Source organism: Acidobacteriota bacterium, from assembly GCA_026707545.1.
Taxonomy (GTDB): Bacteria; Acidobacteriota; Thermoanaerobaculia; order Multivoradales; family Multivoraceae; genus Multivorans.
The window spans coordinates 377,612-394,145 of the sequence record JAPOWR010000002.1; the positions used below are offsets into that span (position 1 = coordinate 377,612).

17 protein-coding genes are annotated in these 16,534 nt (G+C 69.2%); 6 read left to right on the plus strand and 11 right to left on the minus strand.

Features of this window, described 5'->3' with window-relative positions:
- Window positions 1-5 precede the first annotated feature (5 nt).
- Window positions 6-482, plus strand: coding sequence for a hypothetical protein (locus tag OXG83_13870; GenBank protein ID MCY3966118.1), 477 nt, complete (start codon window positions 6-8; stop codon window positions 480-482).
- Window positions 483-859: 377 nt separating this feature from the next.
- Here OXG83_13870 and manA read toward each other — a convergent pair whose 3' ends face one another.
- The 4 genes from manA to OXG83_13890 are packed head-to-tail and all read right to left on the minus strand — an operon-like array spanning window position 860 to window position 3,769.
- Complete coding sequence (manA, locus tag OXG83_13875) at window positions 860-2,104, minus strand: mannose-6-phosphate isomerase, class I (protein MCY3966119.1); 1,245 nt, start codon at window positions 2,102-2,104, stop codon at window positions 860-862.
- Window positions 2,101-2,718 carry a nucleotidyltransferase family protein gene (locus OXG83_13880; GenBank protein ID MCY3966120.1) on the minus strand — a complete coding sequence of 206 codons (618 nt, stop codon included), beginning with the start codon at window positions 2,716-2,718 and terminating at the stop codon, window positions 2,101-2,103. Before OXG83_13880 ends, manA begins: the two co-directional genes overlap by 4 nt.
- Window positions 2,715-3,434: an XdhC family protein gene (locus tag OXG83_13885; protein MCY3966121.1), complete on the minus strand. Its 720-nt coding sequence runs from the start codon at window positions 3,432-3,434 to the stop codon at window positions 2,715-2,717. Before OXG83_13885 ends, OXG83_13880 begins: the two co-directional genes overlap by 4 nt.
- Before the next feature lie 20 nt (window positions 3,435-3,454).
- Window positions 3,455-3,769, minus strand: a complete 315-nt coding sequence (locus OXG83_13890) for an XdhC family protein (GenBank protein ID MCY3966122.1) — start codon at window positions 3,767-3,769, stop codon at window positions 3,455-3,457.
- 65 nt (window positions 3,770-3,834) lie between these two features.
- Here OXG83_13890 and OXG83_13895 point away from each other — a divergent pair, with 65 nt between their 5' ends.
- Together OXG83_13895 and OXG83_13900 are read left to right on the plus strand one after the other, a co-directional pair.
- A complete protein-coding gene (locus OXG83_13895; GenBank protein ID MCY3966123.1) occupies window positions 3,835-4,599 on the plus strand; it encodes a hypothetical protein in 765 nt (254 codons plus the stop codon).
- Between the two features lie 50 nt (window positions 4,600-4,649).
- Window positions 4,650-5,897, plus strand: a complete 1,248-nt coding sequence (locus OXG83_13900; GenBank protein ID MCY3966124.1) for a hypothetical protein — start codon at window positions 4,650-4,652, stop codon at window positions 5,895-5,897.
- 18 nt (window positions 5,898-5,915) lie between these two features.
- On the opposite strand, the gene OXG83_13905 is transcribed toward OXG83_13900, so the two are convergent.
- The 7 genes from OXG83_13905 to OXG83_13935 form a co-directional block, all read right to left on the minus strand.
- Entirely contained in the window at window positions 5,916-6,356 is a 441-nt protein-coding gene (locus tag OXG83_13905; protein ID MCY3966125.1) for a GFA family protein, read from the minus strand.
- Complete coding sequence (locus OXG83_13910; GenBank protein ID MCY3966126.1) at window positions 6,349-7,011, minus strand: DUF2911 domain-containing protein; 663 nt, start codon at window positions 7,009-7,011, stop codon at window positions 6,349-6,351. Before OXG83_13910 ends, OXG83_13905 begins: the two co-directional genes overlap by 8 nt.
- 10 nt (window positions 7,012-7,021) lie before the next feature.
- The gene (locus tag OXG83_13915) at window positions 7,022-7,501 is read right to left on the minus strand and encodes a DUF6265 family protein (GenBank protein MCY3966127.1); all 480 of its coding nucleotides are present in this window, start codon (window positions 7,499-7,501) and stop codon (window positions 7,022-7,024) included.
- Between the two features lie 48 nt (window positions 7,502-7,549).
- Window positions 7,550-8,638 (minus strand): hypothetical protein, encoded by a 1,089-nt coding sequence (locus tag OXG83_13920; protein ID MCY3966128.1) that lies wholly within the window; start codon window positions 8,636-8,638, stop codon window positions 7,550-7,552.
- A 67-nt stretch (window positions 8,639-8,705) separates the two neighbouring features.
- Window positions 8,706-8,954, minus strand: a complete 249-nt coding sequence (locus OXG83_13925) for a sarcosine oxidase subunit delta (GenBank protein MCY3966129.1) — start codon at window positions 8,952-8,954, stop codon at window positions 8,706-8,708.
- A gap of 2 nt (window positions 8,955-8,956) precedes the next feature.
- Window positions 8,957-10,165 carry an FAD-dependent oxidoreductase gene (locus tag OXG83_13930; GenBank protein MCY3966130.1) on the minus strand — a complete coding sequence of 403 codons (1,209 nt, stop codon included), beginning with the start codon at window positions 10,163-10,165 and terminating at the stop codon, window positions 8,957-8,959.
- Complete coding sequence (locus tag OXG83_13935) at window positions 10,162-12,966, minus strand: 2Fe-2S iron-sulfur cluster-binding protein (protein MCY3966131.1); 2,805 nt, start codon at window positions 12,964-12,966, stop codon at window positions 10,162-10,164. The genes OXG83_13930 and OXG83_13935 overlap by 4 nt, the downstream gene beginning before the upstream one ends.
- A 101-nt stretch (window positions 12,967-13,067) precedes the next feature.
- Between OXG83_13935 and OXG83_13940 the strand changes: the two genes are divergently transcribed.
- The 3 genes from OXG83_13940 (at window position 13,068) to OXG83_13950 (ending at window position 16,532) form a co-directional block, all read left to right on the plus strand.
- The gene (locus OXG83_13940) at window positions 13,068-13,811 is read left to right on the plus strand and encodes an SDR family NAD(P)-dependent oxidoreductase (protein ID MCY3966132.1); all 744 of its coding nucleotides are present in this window, start codon (window positions 13,068-13,070) and stop codon (window positions 13,809-13,811) included.
- Window positions 13,804-15,036: a beta-ketoacyl-[acyl-carrier-protein] synthase family protein gene (locus tag OXG83_13945; GenBank protein ID MCY3966133.1), complete on the plus strand. Its 1,233-nt coding sequence runs from the start codon at window positions 13,804-13,806 to the stop codon at window positions 15,034-15,036. The genes OXG83_13940 and OXG83_13945 overlap by 8 nt, the downstream gene beginning before the upstream one ends.
- Before the next feature lie 338 nt (window positions 15,037-15,374).
- A complete protein-coding gene (locus OXG83_13950) occupies window positions 15,375-16,532 on the plus strand; it encodes an oxygenase MpaB family protein (protein ID MCY3966134.1) in 1,158 nt (385 codons plus the stop codon).
- Window positions 16,533-16,534: the final 2 nt, after the last annotated feature.

Sequence of the window (16,534 nt, forward strand, 5' to 3'; positions counted from 1 at the left end):
CGGCCATGCGGGATCTTCCCGGTCAGCCACGTTCGTGGCATGGCGCCTGTCTTCGGGCCGTGCTGTTGTTTGCCCTTCTGGCCGCACTATCGGGAACCGGGACCGCGGAAGGAAGCGATTCGAGCGCGCAACCCTGTGTCGCCAGCACCACCACCCTGTGCCTGAACGACGACCGATTCCGCGTAGCGGTCGGCTGGGAGACCGAGGACGACTCAGGCGAGGGTCAGGCCGTGGAACTCACCGGCGACACCGGGTACTTCTGGTTCTTCAGCGAGAACAACGTCGAAGTCGTGATCAAGGTGCTGAACGGCTGCGCGATCGGCGACGGCGCGTACTGGGTCTTCATTGGCGGTCTGACCGACGTACGCGTCGAAGTCGAGGTCGCAGACGTCGAGGCCGACGAGTCGAAGACCTACATCAGCGAGGCCGGAACGCTGTTCAAGCCGGTCACGGACACGGCGGCGTTCGCTACCTGCGATTGAGCCTGCGGCGTCGGAAGCAGGGACGTCGGACGCCGGGGGTGTCGGACGCAGGGCGTCGGACGCAGGGGCGTCGGACGCACCCGCCCGTCTTGGGGCAGGAGGTCGGTGCCCTGATGCAGTGCACCGACCTGCGCCGCTCGCAGCGGCGTCATGACATCCGCATGTAGAGAACCCCGCCGCGCCGGGGTCGCTCTCTGGGTGCGCGGACCTGTCATCCGTGCGCCCGCGGACGGGCCCACGGACTGGTTCACGGGTGGCGCGGATCACGCCACCCGGGTCCTGGTCCGCATCAGGCGCGATGCCGCGAAGCGGCGAGCCCGAAAGAGGACCAGCTGGGCCCAGTGGTTCGACATCGTCAGGGCGAGAGTTCTGGGGGTTCAGTTGTTCGACGTCGTCATGGCGAGCGTTCCCCGACGAGTCGCGGTGACGGCTGTGGCAGCGGCGGGCAGGAAGAGAGCTTGGCCGGGCCGTAGGTTCTTTGAGCCAGAGGTGTACCGGACCTCGACCGCTCCTTCGAGCGCCAGAACGATCCGGGCACGGCCGTCGGGACCGAGGGGCGCTTCGCCCTCGTCGACGAGATGCAGAACGTCCAGCCGAAAATCGTCGACCGGCGGCTGGAAGCGGAACTGCGTGCCCCAGGGCTCTTCGTCGACAAGGGGCTCGATCAGGGGTGCCTCAGCGGCCTCGTAGACCAGGATGTCGAGGAGTTCTGCGGCATCGACATGCTTCGAGGTCAGGCCGAGGCGGAGCACGTTGTCGGAGTTCGCCATGACTTCGACGGCGGAGCCTTCCAGGTAGCTGTGGGGGACGCCGGCTCCGGTGAACAGGGCCTCACCGGGGTCGAGGCGAATCAGACGCAGGAAGAGGGGCGCGATGACCAGGGGGTCGTCCGAGTGGTGGGCGGCGATGCGGACGACCCAGCGCATGGCCTCACGACAGTTCGGGTCGTCCGTGGTTGAGGCGCGGCGGGCCGCGTGGACGGTGGCGGCGGCAAGATCGGTCCCGGTGTGCCGGTGGAGCTGTTCGAGCAGCGGGCGGTAGCCGGCGGTGCCTTCCGATTCGAGCCGGTGGATACTCGGCCTGAGTCGTTCGAGGCCGAGGGCGGACAGAAGCTGGGTGGCTTCGGCGGCGGGGCGGAAGCCGGACAGAGCGGAGAACGGCGTCAGGGCGTAGAGCAGCTCCGGCTTGGGGTTCGGATCCCGGTAGTTGCGGTCCCCGGAGGTGACCGGACGCGTACCGGTTTCCGCGGCGAAACCGCGAACGGCCTGCTCGCGGCTGGGGTGGGCCTGGATGGACAGCGGCCGGGCCGCGGAGAGGATCTTGGTCAGGAAGGAGAGTTCGGTGCCGGTCGAACCCGAACCGAGGACCTCGACGCGGTGCTCGGCGATCAGCCGGTTGAGGGGAATCGAGTCTCGATGCGGGCGGGATGCCCGTGTTGCCTCTGGGTCCGACTCCAGGACGACGCCCGCCGGTGCGTCAGGATGCGCGCCGAACCACAGTTCCGCTTCGGGCAGGTCGCCGGGCTCGCGCCCGCAGAGGCGCGGGATGAAGTCCCGGGTTCCCCAGTCGTAGTGGCGGACCTGAGGCACGAGCCGCAAAGGGCGGTCGAGCCCGGTGTTCATGGCCGCGCCGCCTCCCGGGTCCACGAACGAGCTTCGGCTTCCGTATCGACATCCTCGAGCGGCGCCGGTGAATCGAGTTCCACTTCCTGGATGTGCTCGGCCAGGGAGGCGAGCAGCGGTCGGGCGCCGTGGTCGCCGCGCAGGCTCTCGAGGCGGGGGAACCAGAGGCGCCCGAAGGTGACGGGCGCGCCGCGGTGGCCACGGAAGGTCGGCACGACGATCGAGGCGTGACCGCGGAACGCGTCGAGCAGCCGGTCGATCACGGCGGTGTCGAGCCCCGGCTGGTCAACGGCGAGGAACATCGCGCCGTCGGCGGCAGCCGGGACCGCTGTCAGTCCCCGGCGGACCGACCCGCTCTGGCCGTCTTCGTAGCGCGGGTTGTGGACGACCCGCAGGTCGAGGTCGGCGACCTCGGCAGCTATCCGCCGCTGGGCGTGGCCGGTAACCAGGATGAGCTCCGCCAGGTGGGAGGCGAGTGCCACTCGGCAGACGCGCCGGACGAGCGTCTCGCCGTCGATGCGGTAGAGCTGCTTCGGCTTGCCCGGATCGGCCTGGGCCTCGAACCGCGTGGAGAGCCCGGCGGCGAGCACGACGCCGCAAACCGAGCCGGTCATTGGCCCGAGGCCGCGCTGCCGTTTCGGACCGCGACCAGCTCGGCGGCGATGGCGAGGGCGATCTCCTCGGGCTTGCGGCCGCCGAGGTCGAGGCCGATCGGCGCGTGGATGCGATCGATCAGTTCGGCCGACAGGCCGGCTTCACGGAGCGCCGTGACTCGTTTGCCGTGAGTTCGCCTGGAACCGAGAGCGCCGACGTACCGAACACCGGCTTCGAGGACGACCTGGAGCGCCGGGTTGTCGAGCTTCTCGTCGTGGGTCAGGAAGACGCAGAAGGTATTCCCGTGCAGCGGCAGGCGCGACAGGTAGTCGGCCGGCCACTCGACGACGAGTTCGTCCGCGTGGGGGAAGCGCTCGGCGGTGGCGAAGGCGGAACGCGCGTCGACGACCACCGTGCGGAACCCGAGCCGGCGCGCGAAGTGGACGAGGTGGATCGCGACGTGGACCGCGCCGACGATGAACAACTGCGGCAACGGCTCGAAGGTCTCGATGAAGACCTCAGCGCCTGCGATCTCGCGAAGACCCGTTGCGGGAAGGGGGCCGGTGGTGGTGAGGGCGGCGGCTGCCTGGTCGAGCTCGGGGTCGGTGAGCGTGCCTTCGGACCTCCCATCGTCCGGCCACACGAGCAGGCGAGCACCGAGCTGGGCATCGGCGCGAGTGAACGCGACGACCCGCTCGCCCGCGAGCAGGGACTGGCGGAGGGACTCGAAACCCATTTGGGGGCGAGCCTCGGGCCTCAGCCGCCGATGCGTTCGACCAGCACCTCGACCTCGCCGCCGCAGGTGAGCCCCACGGCCCACGCCTGCTCGTCGGAGATGCCGTAGCGGAGCCGCTTCGGCCGGCCGTCCGCGAGGACCGACTGCGCCTCCTCGAAGACGGCGCCTTCGATGCAGCCGCCGCTCACCGAACCGGCGATCCCGCCGGCTTCGGAGACGGCCATCTTCGAACCGAGCGGCCGCGGCGAGGAGCCGACGGTGCGGATCACGGTGGCGACGGCAACCTTCAGCCCGGCGCCGTGCCAGCGGTCGATGTCGGGAAGCACGTCCAGCACGGGAGGGATTCTACCGGCGCCCGGCCGACCGTGGGAGCTATAGTGACCGCGGGAGGTAGTTGACCATGACGATGCGGCGGTCCTGGACCTGTGTTGTCGGAGCGGCTGGGAGCCTGCTGGCGGTGCTTCTGGCCGGTTGTGCCGCACCCGAGGCGGAACCGGTCGAAGCGGAGGCCGCGCCGGTCACCGCCCGGAATCAGCCGGGCACCGGGATGGGGCTCTACGAGCCGGAGCAGCACGAACTGTACGACGGCCGGTTCGTGATCACCGGCACGAACGTCCACCAGGTGGGAAGTCTGGACGACGAATCGCCCTGGGACCACATGGGCGACGATGCCAGCAACGTCGCCCCGGTGGGCGGCGAGATCACGATCGATGTCGACGAGATCGCGAATACCGGTACGTTCCGCGCCGAGCTGCAGCTTCCGGAGGGGGATTACGTCGTGGAACTCGACCGGTTCCACGAGTTCTCGGAGTGCCAGGACGGCGGCATCGCGGCCTACCTGTTCGAGCACGGCGACGCGGGTTGCGGCGACTCGAACTGGCCCAAGAGCCTGCTCTATGTCGCGGGTTGGGGCTACGGCCGGGCGACGCTCGACGGCGAGGAGCTGTACAGCGACTACCAGATCCACTTCATGGTCACCCAGGGGATGCGCGACCGCGAGACGCTGCAGGTTCAGCTCGAGCCGACCGAGGGACCTGCCGGGGCTGTGAACCCTGCCGCCCAGCAGTTGGACTTCTACATCCGCAGCCCCGAGAACAACGACGCGAACCACCCCAACCGCGAAGTCTTCGACCACTTCTTCGCGATGGCAGTGACCTGGCATTAGGGCCTCCGGACTGCTCGCGGCCTCCTGAGGCCGCTTCGGTTGGATACTGCGTGAACCGTCTCGCTCTGCCCATCGCGCTCGTTGCGATCGTCCTCGCCGCCGGCGCGGCAGCGGAAGTCCGGCGCCTCGATTCCCCGGCTGCCGAGGGGAGCCGCAGCTACTCCCTGGCCGCCGGCGGCGACGGTGCTGTCTTCCTGAGCTGGGTCGAACGCGGGGAGGACGGCGGCCACGTTCTGCGGTTCGCTGAACTGCGCGGCGACGAGTGGGGTGCCGCCGCGACGGTTGCGTCGGGGGAAGACTGGTTCGTCAACTGGATCGATCATTCGGCGGTGGCGCCGCTCGGCGGCGACCGGCTGGCAGCGCACTGGCTGGTTCACGACGAGGACCGGCAGGGCGACTACGGCTACGGCATCCGGCTGGTGTTCTCGGACGACCGGGGCGCCTCATGGCGGCCGGCGTTCGAAGCTCGGGGAGAGGGCAAAGACGGCTACGCGGGCTTCGTCGCATACGCCGCGGTCGCCGGCGGCTTCGACGTGGCCTACTTGTCGTCGGTCCCCGACGAAGCGGAGGTCGAAGGGGTCGGCGAGGTGTCGCCGGACAGGAATGGAGCGGTGGAACACGGCGAGGTGGAGCCGCGGATGACCCTCCGCTCGGCCCGGTTCGATGCCGCCGGCGACCTGCTTGGCGACCGGGTGGTGGATGCCGACGTGTGCAGTTGCTGCACGACCGCGATGGCGGCGGATGCGGCGGGAGTCTTCGTGGCCTTCCGCGACCGCCGCTCCGGCGAGTACCGGGACATCTCGTACGCCCTTCTCGAAGGAGAGCGATGGACGGATCCAGAGCTCGTCCACCGCGACGGCTGGCTCATCCGGGGCTGCCCGACGAACGGACCCGCGGTCGCGTCCGGCGGGCTCGGGCCAGCGGTGGCCTGGTTCACCGCCGCCGGCGGCGAGTCGAGAGTACTGGCGGCTTTCTGGGACCGGACGAAACAGCGCTTCGGAGCCCCGATCCGCGTCGACGGCGGTTCACCGCGGGGTTGGGCCGGTGTCGCGATGCTCGAGGACGGCAGCGCGGCGGTCAGTTGGGTGGAGCGCCGGCAGGGTGGCTCCAGTGATCTGCGAGTTCGCCGGGTTGGCCGCGACGGCAGCACGGGGCGGGCGCTCACCGTCGCCCCGGCGCCGCCGGGTCGCAGCGCCATCGGCGTTCCCAAGCTCGTGCGCAGCGGCGACCGGCTGGTCTTCGCTTGGCGCGACGGGAGTGTTCGTGCCGCGGCCCTGCGGCTGGCCGACTTCGAGTAGGTCCCGACCCGCTCCCCGCTACAGCCCCAGCTCCTTCATCAGCTCCGCCTCCGTGACCCGCGGCCGGTCGTCGGCGAAGTCATAGCGGTCGGGCTTGGCGTCGCTGTAGATGTGACGGTCGAGCGCGAACTCGCCGCCGTCGTCGAGCGCGTCGACGCTGACGATCAGCATGCCTTCGGGCTGCTCAGCCAGCCGCCAGAACAGGCTCGATCCACACCTGGAGCAGAACCCGCGCTGAGCCCAGGGCGTTCCCTGGTACCAGGTCAGGCCCTCGTTGTTCAGCCACTCGGTGTCGGGCTCGGGGCAGTGGACGGACATCAGCGGGCCGCCGGACCAGCGGCGGCACAGGCCGCAATGGCAGACGCTGTAGGTGCGCTCGGGGACGTCGACTTCGAATTCGACGGCGCCGCACAGGCACTGGCCGCGGATTCGGTCGGCGGTTGCTTCGGATTCACTCATCGACTTCTCCGGTCATGGGCGGGGCGATTCGGAACGGGACGGATGCCATCTGCCGGTCCCAGAGGATCGCCAGGCGGCCGCCTTCCGGGGTCACGTCGAGGAACTGCCAGGACAACTGCTCGAAGGACATGGGCAGCGGCTGGAGCGTCATGTCGGTGCGCAGCATGTCCTTGTCCGGGGTGTAGCCGTAGGCGCCGAACAGCGCTTCCCGGTCGTGGTAGTCGTATCGCTCCTGCGCCGGCCACTTCGAGATGATCAGGATCCACCGCTCCGGGCCGAGCTGGATGAACATCGTGTACTCGCCCGGCTCGAGGCGGGTCCCGTCGATGACCAGCGGCAGCTCCGTGATCAGCCGGGTCGTGAGGTTCGCGCCCGCGCGCCACACCGGCGCGCCGTCGTTCAGGAAGGCGATGAAGTCGGGCGGCCCGAAGATGTCCCGACCGCGGCGCAGCGGGCGCCCGTACCTGACTTCGATCCAGCCGCCGTTGACGTAGCCGGAGCGGGGATCGAAGGTGCCGCCGATCTGGGTCGCGGCAGCGCCCGCCGGGCTGGCCGGCCGGTCCTGGGCGGTGGCGAACCCGCCGCCCACAAGCAGTTCGGCGCCCGCGACCAGAAGGACAACGGACGCCGCGATTCCGAACCGGTTCGAAGCCACCGGGCCGGGGCTACTTGACGGCGTCGAGCGGGATCTCGAACGTCTGGCCGGTGGGCGTCTCGACCGAGATGACGAACTTGTCGTCGGCGGGGCGGCTGTAGCTGAGCTTGGCCAGAACTGCTGCTCCTTCGCCCGTGTTCTCGAAGCTGATCATCCGGTCCTTCGACTCGACGACCTTCATTACCAGGAAGCCGTCGTAGCGCGGCTTCATGCCGGGGTCCCACTGCTTGAGGCGCAGCACCAGGGAGTCGTTCTCTTCCTCGATCGAGATCAGCTCGATCATGTTCGTCGTGCCGTCGGGCGAGAAGCCGCGGACCCGGGCCACCATCGAGCCGTTCTTGGGTATGGCCCAGTTCTCTTCCAGCGCCGGGCCGCTCCATGTCCCGGTCATCCAGGCCAGGTCTTCGACCCTGGGCCCGTGGTTATCGGCTGCGGCGGCAGTCACGGCCAGAAGACCGACGATCAGCAGAACGAACAGGGTGCGGCGCATGGGTTGTCCTCCAGGGAGTTGAGCGGCCGACCATACCAGCCGGCGGCGCTACTCGGAGCCTCCGCCGCCGGTGGAGGCGGCGTCGCCTTCGAGGGCTTCCTCCTCGAGCAGCCGGGCGCCGCGGAGGATGCCGCCAAGGGCGTAGTTGCCTTCGTGACAGGCGTACTCGAAGACCTTGTTCGCGCTGGCGGGCCACGGGTACTCGCCGCTCCAGGGCTCGGTCCAGGTGTTCGGGTCGTCGACGGTGAAGCCGTAGAGCAGAGTGTCCTCGTCGATGCGGCTGAAGCGCTCGGTGATCACCATCTCCTTCGAGCCCTGGGTGAAGCTGTAGTCGTCGCCGAAGTTCTTCGTCGTCACGACCAGGGTGTCGTCTTCCCAGCGGCCCACCGACTCGCCGAGCCAGCTCTCGACGTTGTCGTCGTGCGCTGAGTCGATGGGGATGATCCGCGCGTCATGGTTCATCTCGACCAGGATCATCAGGTGGGTGTCGGTCTGCACGATCCGCTTCATGTTGTTGTACATGACGGGCAGCGCCGGCGGTCCGGCGGTGGAGCCGAAGCCCAGCAGGCAGCGCTCGGCGTGCGGGCGAAGCTCCGGATCGTCGTACGGGCCGAACTCGCGGTCGATCCACCAGGCGGTGCCGGTGTTCTCGTGGCGGAAGAGCGCCGACTCGGCGAACCGCTTCCTGGCGCCGTCGGTGAGCGCCGGCATCCGGCCGTTCGCGGGCTCGGTGATGATTGACGTGCGGTACTCGCCATCGAGCTGGAAGTTGCCGTCGCCGATGTCGACGTAGAAGGCGTTGTAGCCGCCGACCTTGCCCGCGGCGCCCGTGAACTCGGGCGCGTAGATGCCGGTACCTCCCTCCGGCGGCGCCTCGCGATTCGGGTCGCTCGGCGCGTAGTCCTTCTCGAAGTTCTTCCGCCAGTGGTCGGCGATCGCCTGCGCCTGTTCCGGGGTCAGGGTCAGGTTGTCGCCGTACTGCTCGGGCCGCTGCAGCGGCGTCAGGGTGGCGATGTCGTAGGTGCCGGAGAGATCGGGCTTGCCGTCGTGTCGCCGTGGAATGTCGTCGGACGCGACGATGGCGCCGGCGGCCGCGAAGGCGAGCAGGGTCGTGAGAATGAGAGTGCGTCGTGCCATGTGCGGCGTCCTCCGGGTTCTGGTTGCGGACTGTGCTGCGGATTGTAGCTGGAAACTGGCTGGCCGGTCAGGATTCTTCCGCTTCGAGAATCCGGTCGGTCGTCGTGTCGCGCCGGATCTCGATCCAGCGCCGGCAACCGTGGGCATGAAACCAGCGCTCGGCGACGACGCCTTCCTCGTTGTCGTGGTGGAAGGCGAAGTCCAGATCGCGCTCGTCCGGGTCGGTCAGGTGGTCCGGTACTCGCCGGATCTCACCGTGGACGAACTCGTGCACGGCGCGGCCTCCACAGTTGGGGCAGGGGATGCGCAGGCTCATGGCTAATGCGTCCCCGCCGACCCGCGGTCCGCCATCGTGCGGTCGCGGGCGAAGCGATCGAGCCCGAACGGCGCGATCAGCTCGGGTAGGGCGCCGGTCGCGATGAGTTCGGCCATCTGCTCGCCGCCGGCCGGGATCGCCTTGAAGCCCCAGGTGCCCCAGCCGGTCGTGATGAAGAAGCCGGGCACGCCGGTTTGCCCCATGATCGGCGAGTAGTCGGGGCTCATGTCGCAGACGCCGGTCCACTGCCGAAGCACCCGCAGGTTCGCCATGAAGGGCAGCAGGCTGAGCGAGCGCCGGCACACGTCCTGGACGAAGTCGTGGCTCGAGCGGTAGGAGAAGCTGGGTTGCGGGTCGATCTCGGCGCCCAGCAGCATCTCGCCGCGGGCGGTTTGCGAGGCGTAGAAGAAGAGCTCGGAAGAGGCGACGATCGGCCCGAACTGCTGCCGGTAGTGGTTCGTGACGAAGGCCTGCAGGCGGTGGGTGCGGATGGGCAGCCGGAGACCCGCCATGGCCGCGATGCGGCTGACGTGGCCGCCGACCGCCGAGACGACGGCGCCGGCGGCGACATCGCCGTGCGGGGTCTTGACGCCGGTGACGCGCTCGCCGTCGAGGATCAGACCTTCCACCGGCGTGTTCTGGTGAACATGGGCGCCGCGCTCCATCGCGCCTTCGGCGAGCGCCCAGACCACGCGGTCGTGGCGGGCGGTGGCCCCCTGTGGGTGGTAGGAGGCGCCCAGCACCGGCCAGCGGCCTCCGCCCTCGATGTCGAGCTGCGGGCAGAGCTCCTGGACCTGCCGTGGCCCGACGAACTCGGTTTCGGCGCCGAACTCGGTGTTCAGCTTCGCCCGCATCCGCTCGGCCCGCACGGCGGCTTCCGAGTGGGCCATCCACAGAAGCCCCTTGGCCTGATGCATGAGCCAGCGGTCCGTTTCCTCTTCCAGGCCCCGATAGAGGTCGACGCTCCGCTGGTAGAAACGGACGGCGGCCGGGATGCCGTAGTTGGCGCGGATGATCGTCGTGTTCCGTCCCGAGTTGCCGGCGCCGATGTAGCCGCGCTCGAAGACGGCGACGTTCGTGATCCCGTGGCGGGTCGTCAGGTAGTAGGCGGTGGCCAGCCCGTGTCCACCGGCGCCGACGATCACGACGTCGTAGCTCTTCTTCGGCGGCCGCCAGGTCAGCTTCATCTGGCGCTCGACGAACTCGTTCATGGGGTGGCCCCGTCGATCTCGGCGAGCGAGCCGGTCAGTCGGCGCAGGAAGGCGGCGGCGAACGGGGCCGGCGCAAGGATCAGGGTCCGCCCGACCTCGAACCAGAGCTTGGCCGGGATGCCGGCGACCTCGCCCTGGGCGAGGGCCGGCCTCGCTTCGGGCCGACGCCACTCGCACTCGCGGTCGAGGAAGCGCTTGGCGGTGGCTTCGTCGAGCCAGACGTAGCTGAACGCGGTCTCGCGTTCGACGATCGCATGCGGGTCGCCGGCGACCTCGAAGTCCGGCGTCGCCGTCACCAGGAGTTCGTCGGGAGCGGTGCGGAAGGCGAGCCCGCCGGCGCCCCAGGGCGGCCGCTCGACCAGGGTGTCGAGGGCCGCGGGCGTAGCCGACACGCGGGTCGCTTCGAGCCGGCGCAGCCGCGGCGGCTCGGATGGGGCTTCGGCGGCGAGGTCGGTTGCCTCCGGACGCGCAACCGGGAACTCACTGAGGTTCTGCGGCGACTCGCTCGCGAGGTCGACCGCTGCTCGAGCCCGTGTTCCCTCCGGGTCGTAGGTCGGGCCGTCGACGCGCCGGGCCGCTCGGCCGTCCACCGTGACCTCACGGGGCAGGTTGCCCTCGGCGTCCAGATAGAGCCAGCCGAGCATCGGGGCGCCGCCTGCCGTCGTGCCGGCGTCGGACGTCACATAGCCGGCGTAGCGCTCGCCGTCATGGATCGCCGCGCCCTCGGCGGACGGATCTGCGGCGGCTCCCAGCGGCGGCGGATCGTCCGCCCGGAGCGTGACCAGCCGCTTGTCGAGCGGCTGCTTGTTCGTTCGCAGGATGGCCCGGCGGCCAACGAAGTCGCCCTTGTTCAGGTTGACCGCCCACTCGTGGGCGAGACGTCGCGGGGTCGAGTCGTAGTCCGTGTCCTGGCCGATGACGATGTGTCCCTTCTCGAGCCGCAGGCGGAGCAGGGTCTCGAGCCCGTGGGGCTGGACGTGGAAATCTGCACCCGCGGCCAGCAGCCGCCGCCACAGCTTGCGGGCGTCAGCGGCCGGATGGTGGAGCTCATAGGAGAGTTCGCCGGTGAAGCTCAGGCGAACGACCCGGCAGTCGACGCCGGCGACACGCACCTGGCGATGCCGGCCGAACGCGGGAAGCTCCCGGGCGCCGGCACGCGCCAGTAGTCGGGCCGCCTGTGGGCCGGTGACGTTGATCGCCGCCAGCGACGCGTTCTGGTTCAGGATCCGGACATCGCAGCCGAAGGCCTCGGCCCAGTCGCGCAGCCACAGCTCGAAGAAGCCGGACCCGCCGGAGGTCGAGGTCAGGAAGAAGCGGTCGCCGGCGCCCTGGTCCGCTTCCCGGCAGAGCATCCCGTCGTCCAGCAGGTAAGCCCGTTCGTCCAGCATCAGGACGTAGCGGCAGCGGCCGGGACGGATCGTCGCGACCCTAGTGGGAACGATTCGCTCCAGGAACGCTTCGGCGTCCGGCCCCGAGATCGCCATCTTGCCGAGCGAACTCACGTCGCCGAGCGAGACGCGCTCGCGCACGGAGCGGTACTCGTCCTCCTCCCGGCCGTAGGTCCAGGGCCGCCACCAGCCGCCGGCACGGTCCATCCTCGCGCCGAGGCTCAGGTGTTCGTCGTGGAGGGGCGAGCGGGCGGTCACGGCGGTGTGCGCACCGGCGGCCAGCTCGCGTACGGTCAGTTGCCGGTTGAGCGGCCGTGCGGTGAAGGCGGGCTGAAGCCGGCCGCCGCGCTCCAGGAGGAAGCTGCGCAGGTAGGGCAGGCACACGCCGCCCTGGCAGGTGCCGGTGCCGGCTAGCGTCGCCCGTTTCAGCAGCTCCATCTCGTGGAAACCGCGCTCCCAGACAGCGTCGAGGTCGGCGACGGTGACGCCGCTGCAGGGGCATACCGTTCCCTCGCGCGGACAGGAAGGGAGTTGGGGTTCGGCCGCGGCGCTGCCGATCACGCGTACCGGGAAGTCGGAGGCCATCCGGGCCAGCGCGTTGCGTGGGTTGCGGCCGAGGCCCAGGACCGCCGTATCGCATTCGATCCGCTCTTCGCTGGCGCCGGCGTCGCCGTTCGGGCGAACGACTACCGCCTCGATGCGACCGTCGCCGTCGAAGCGGACGAGTTCCCAACCACCTTCGCCGACCGGGACGTGCCTGGCGAGCATCCCGGCCGGTAGACCTGCCGGCCGCTCACCCACGGCGACGGCGCGGCCCAGGTCGATCCCTGCCGCGACAAGCTTCGCGGCTGCCCGCGCGGTGACCAGTCCCTCCAGCTCGCTGCCGGGAACGACCGGCTGGATCTCCGCGGCGCCGGTGGAGACGACGATCTCCCGCCGCGGATGAACGTGGAGCACGCGCCCCGCCTGGTCGGAGGCGACGACCAGCGGTCCGGGATAGACCCCGGTGACGTGCTGCCCCTCGCGGGCGTCCAGGGTAATGACGGAGAGACCCGCCTCCCTGGCCTTCCGCGCCGCCTTGTGTCCCGACTCGCCCTGGCCGATGACGACCGTGTCGCAGTGGACATGATGGACCGGCGCCGCCTTCCCGGCCGACGTCGACTCGTCGGACAGCAGGGCCGGCTCCTCGCCCCTGAGGTGGGCGCGCGTCACCTTCATGCCGGCTGATGCCCGCACCTGGCAACTGCGCGTGTAGGCGATGCCATCTACCGTCACGAGACAGTTCGGGCAATCCCCGCCGAGGCACAGGCATCCGCCGCCGGTCGGGTGTAGCCCGGTCCGTAGCATCGCGACGAGCAGACTGTCGCCTGCCTGGGCCTCGACTCGCTGCCCGTCCACCAGAAGAGTCGCCATCCGGACGAGATGGTACGACGGATCCGGAAGTCACCAGCAACGCCCTCCTGACCTGAAGGACGGGCGGTTGCGTCCGACGGCGCTACGATTGCGGCCGGCCCATGACTGCCTCCCTCTCCGGCCAAGTGGTCCTCGTTACCGGTTCGACCCGCGGTATCGGCCGTGCGACCGCCGAGGCGGCCGCCGCGCTCGGCGCGACGGTCGCCGTGCACGGGCGCGACCTGACCCAGGTCGAGGCGGTGTGCGCGGAGCTCGGCACGGACAACGTCTTCCCGCTCGCCGCCAACTTCGACGACCCGGACAACGCGGCTGGCCTGGTCGACCAGGTGGTTGAGCGGTGCGGTCGGATCGACGGTCTGGTCAACAACGCGGGCGGCGGTCGCCCGGTCTCGCTCCGCGGTCTCGATCTCGACTCCTGGCGCGCGACCCAGCGCGTGAACCTGGAGGCGACGTTCGCGGCTTCGCGGGCCGCCTACAAGGTCATGCGCAAAGCCGGGAACGGCAGCATCGTGAACATGGCTTCGCTCGCGGCCCACGGCCCTGGGGCCTGGATGGGCGCCGACTACGCCGCGTCGAAGGCGGGCATGGTGAGTCTCACCCGCAGCCTCGCCCTGGAGGCCGCGCGCTTCGGCGTCCGCTGCAACGCGGTGTCGCCGGGCTTCATCGAAACCGACATGACGGTCGAACTGACCGATGACCAGCGGCAGAGGCTCCGCGTTCCGCTCGGACGGCTGGGGACGCCGGCTGAGGTCGCCGCCTGCGTCACCTTCCTGCTGTCGTCCGAGTCGTCGTACGTGACCGGCCAGGTGCTGCACGTCAACGGCGGCTTGTCGATGTATGGCTAGGCGGGTCGCCGTCACCGGCCTCGGTGTCGCCTGCGCGATCGGCGCGGACGTCGAGTCCTTCTGGACGAACCTGGTCGCCGGCCGCGGCGCCATCGGCCCGCTTCAGTCGCTCGACACCTCGGCGTTCAAGGTCGGCATCGGCGCGGAGGTCGACGCCGAAGTCGTGCGTGCCGGTCTGAAGCGGCTGCGCCGCCGACCCACCGACCGCGCCGTCGACCTGGGTCTGGTCGCCGCGGCCGACGCACTTGAGGAGGCTGGCCTGATCGACGGGGCGCCGCCGTACGAAGTACAGCCTGTGGCGGTCATTCTCGGTACGGGCGCAGGGTCGGCCGAGAGCCACACGACCGGGCATGCCCGTTTCCACGAGCGCGGGGTGCGGGGACTGCGTCCGTCGACGGTGCCGCGCTGCATGTACAACTCGATCTCAGCGGGAATCTCGATTCACTTCAAGCTGACCGGCATCAACTACGTCGTCGTTTCGGCGTGCACCTCGGCGACCAACGCGATCGGCATGGCCTGCCGCATGGTGCGCGACGGCTACGCGGACACCGTGCTTTGTGGCGGGGCGGACGGCTTCTTCGACCCGTTCTACTTCGGCATCTGGAACAACCTGGGCGTCATGTCGCGACATCCCGACCCCGCGCGCGCCTGCCGCCCCTTCGACGCCGACCGTGACGGCACGGTGTTTGGCGAAGGCGCCGGCATGCTGGTCGTCGAGTCGTGGGAGCGGGCTCGCGGGCGCGGTGCGCGGATCCGCGGCGAGGTCGTCGGCTACGGCGAGTCTTCCGACGCCAGCCACCTGACCAGCCCGAGCGCCGAAGGACAGGCGGTGGCGATGCGGGATGCGCTGGCCTCGGCGGGCGCTCGCCCCGACGAACTCGGCGCCGTGAACGCACACGGCACGGCGACGCGCGCCAACGACCAGTGCGAGAGCGAGTCGATTCGCGCGGTCCTCGGCGATGCGGTGGATAACGCCCCGGTCTCGGCGAACAAGTCCTATTTCGGCCACACGCTCGGGGCATCCGGGGCGATCGAAGCGATCGCGGCGCTGCTCAGCATCGAACACGGCGTGCTGCCGCCGAATCTCAACCTGGAGAACCCGGACCCGGAGTGCCGCGTGCGTCTGGTGGGCGGCGAACCGGAGCCGCTCGAGCGGCCGTTGGTGATGAAGAACAGCTTCGGCTTCGGCGGCAGCAACGGCGTGCTCGTGTTGGGACCGGGATAGTTCCGGCGTTGGCCTTGTGGAGGCCGCCCAACTCTCGTCAAAGTAGAGTCGCACTTCTGTCGCGTTCTCGCGACGGAAGATCTCGTTTTCCTTCCATTCTCTCTGTAGAGTTCCGTTCCGTCGTGATCGGAGGCCGCTTGCCGGACCACGGAGTGCTGCTGCGGGCCCACTTGCGCTGGTAGCGGAGATGGCCGGTTCGGCTTGCTGTCGACCCAGTTGCTCATTCGTTAGCATGTCGGACTCGCAAGAGGACAGGCGTTGAGAGGTGTACGACTGGTGTATGGCAACGAACCCGAGGTTGTAACTACCGGCGGGTCGAAGGTGGCGCCCGAGACTCGATGAGAGTGCCGTCGGCGTACTCGGAGTCGTACCCACGGGTTCGGCCTTCCGATCCGGAGGGTGTGGACAACTACATCCGCCACACGACGATCGGCGACCCCGAACTCGACCCGGTCCTCGAGGAGCTCTCCGATCTGCCGCCAGCGGATCTGCACCGTTACATTCGCGCCATCATCGAGTGGGAGGGCGAGACGTTGTGCAGAGCGCCTCGGGTGCTCCGCGACTTCTTCGACACCCTCGAAGAACCGACTTGGCTGAAATGGGACGGCCTGGAGCCGGGAATTCGCACGTTCTACAAGAACGCGGATCTCATGCTGGGCGCGTTCGTCACCGGCGTGCTGGTCGAAGGCTTCTCGACCTTGATCGCCAAGTCTTTCGCCATCACGGGGAGGGTGAGCCACACCACCAGGCGCCTCAAGCAGAACAACCGGCAGTTGCTGGACATCTTCTTCCCGAACGGCCTGTACAGGAACGGCGAGGGTTGGAAGCTGTCAGTCCGCGTCCGCTTCGTGCACGGGCGGATGAGAAGTCTGCTCGCGAAATCCGCGGACTGGGACCACGAGGCCTGGGGCACTCCGTTGAGCGCCGCGCACCTGGGCTATGCGATCTCCGTGTTCTCGAAACGCCTGCTCGACTACTCGACGCTCCTGGGCGCCAGATTCTCGGAGGAAGAGCGCAAGGGCGTCATGGACGTCTGGCGCTACTCCGGCTTCCTCATGGGCATTCCGGAGAGCATCCTGTACGCCTCCGAGGAAGAGGCCACGCGCGTGTACGAGATGGCTTACCTCTGCGAACCGCCACCGAGCGCCGAGTCGGCTTACCTGGCGAACACGCTGATCCAGTCGATACCTTCCGTTGCGCAGATCAAGGACACGGCCGAACAGAAGAAGATCGTGCGACTGGGGTACCGCCTTTCGCGAGCGCTCATCGGCAAGGAACTCGCCGACGGCTTCGGGTACCCGAAGCGACGACCCTGGCACGTCGGAACGCTCGCACTGTTTCGGGCCAAGCAACGCCTGCAGCGGCGCTGGTCCGGTTCCGGGGCTCTCCGGGCCAGCAACATCACCCAGCTCCTGCAGATCTCCATGTACGACGAGGAGGGCATCAGCTACAAGATGCCCGACCGCGTCAAGGCCGAGAAACAGGACCCCTGGTAGAA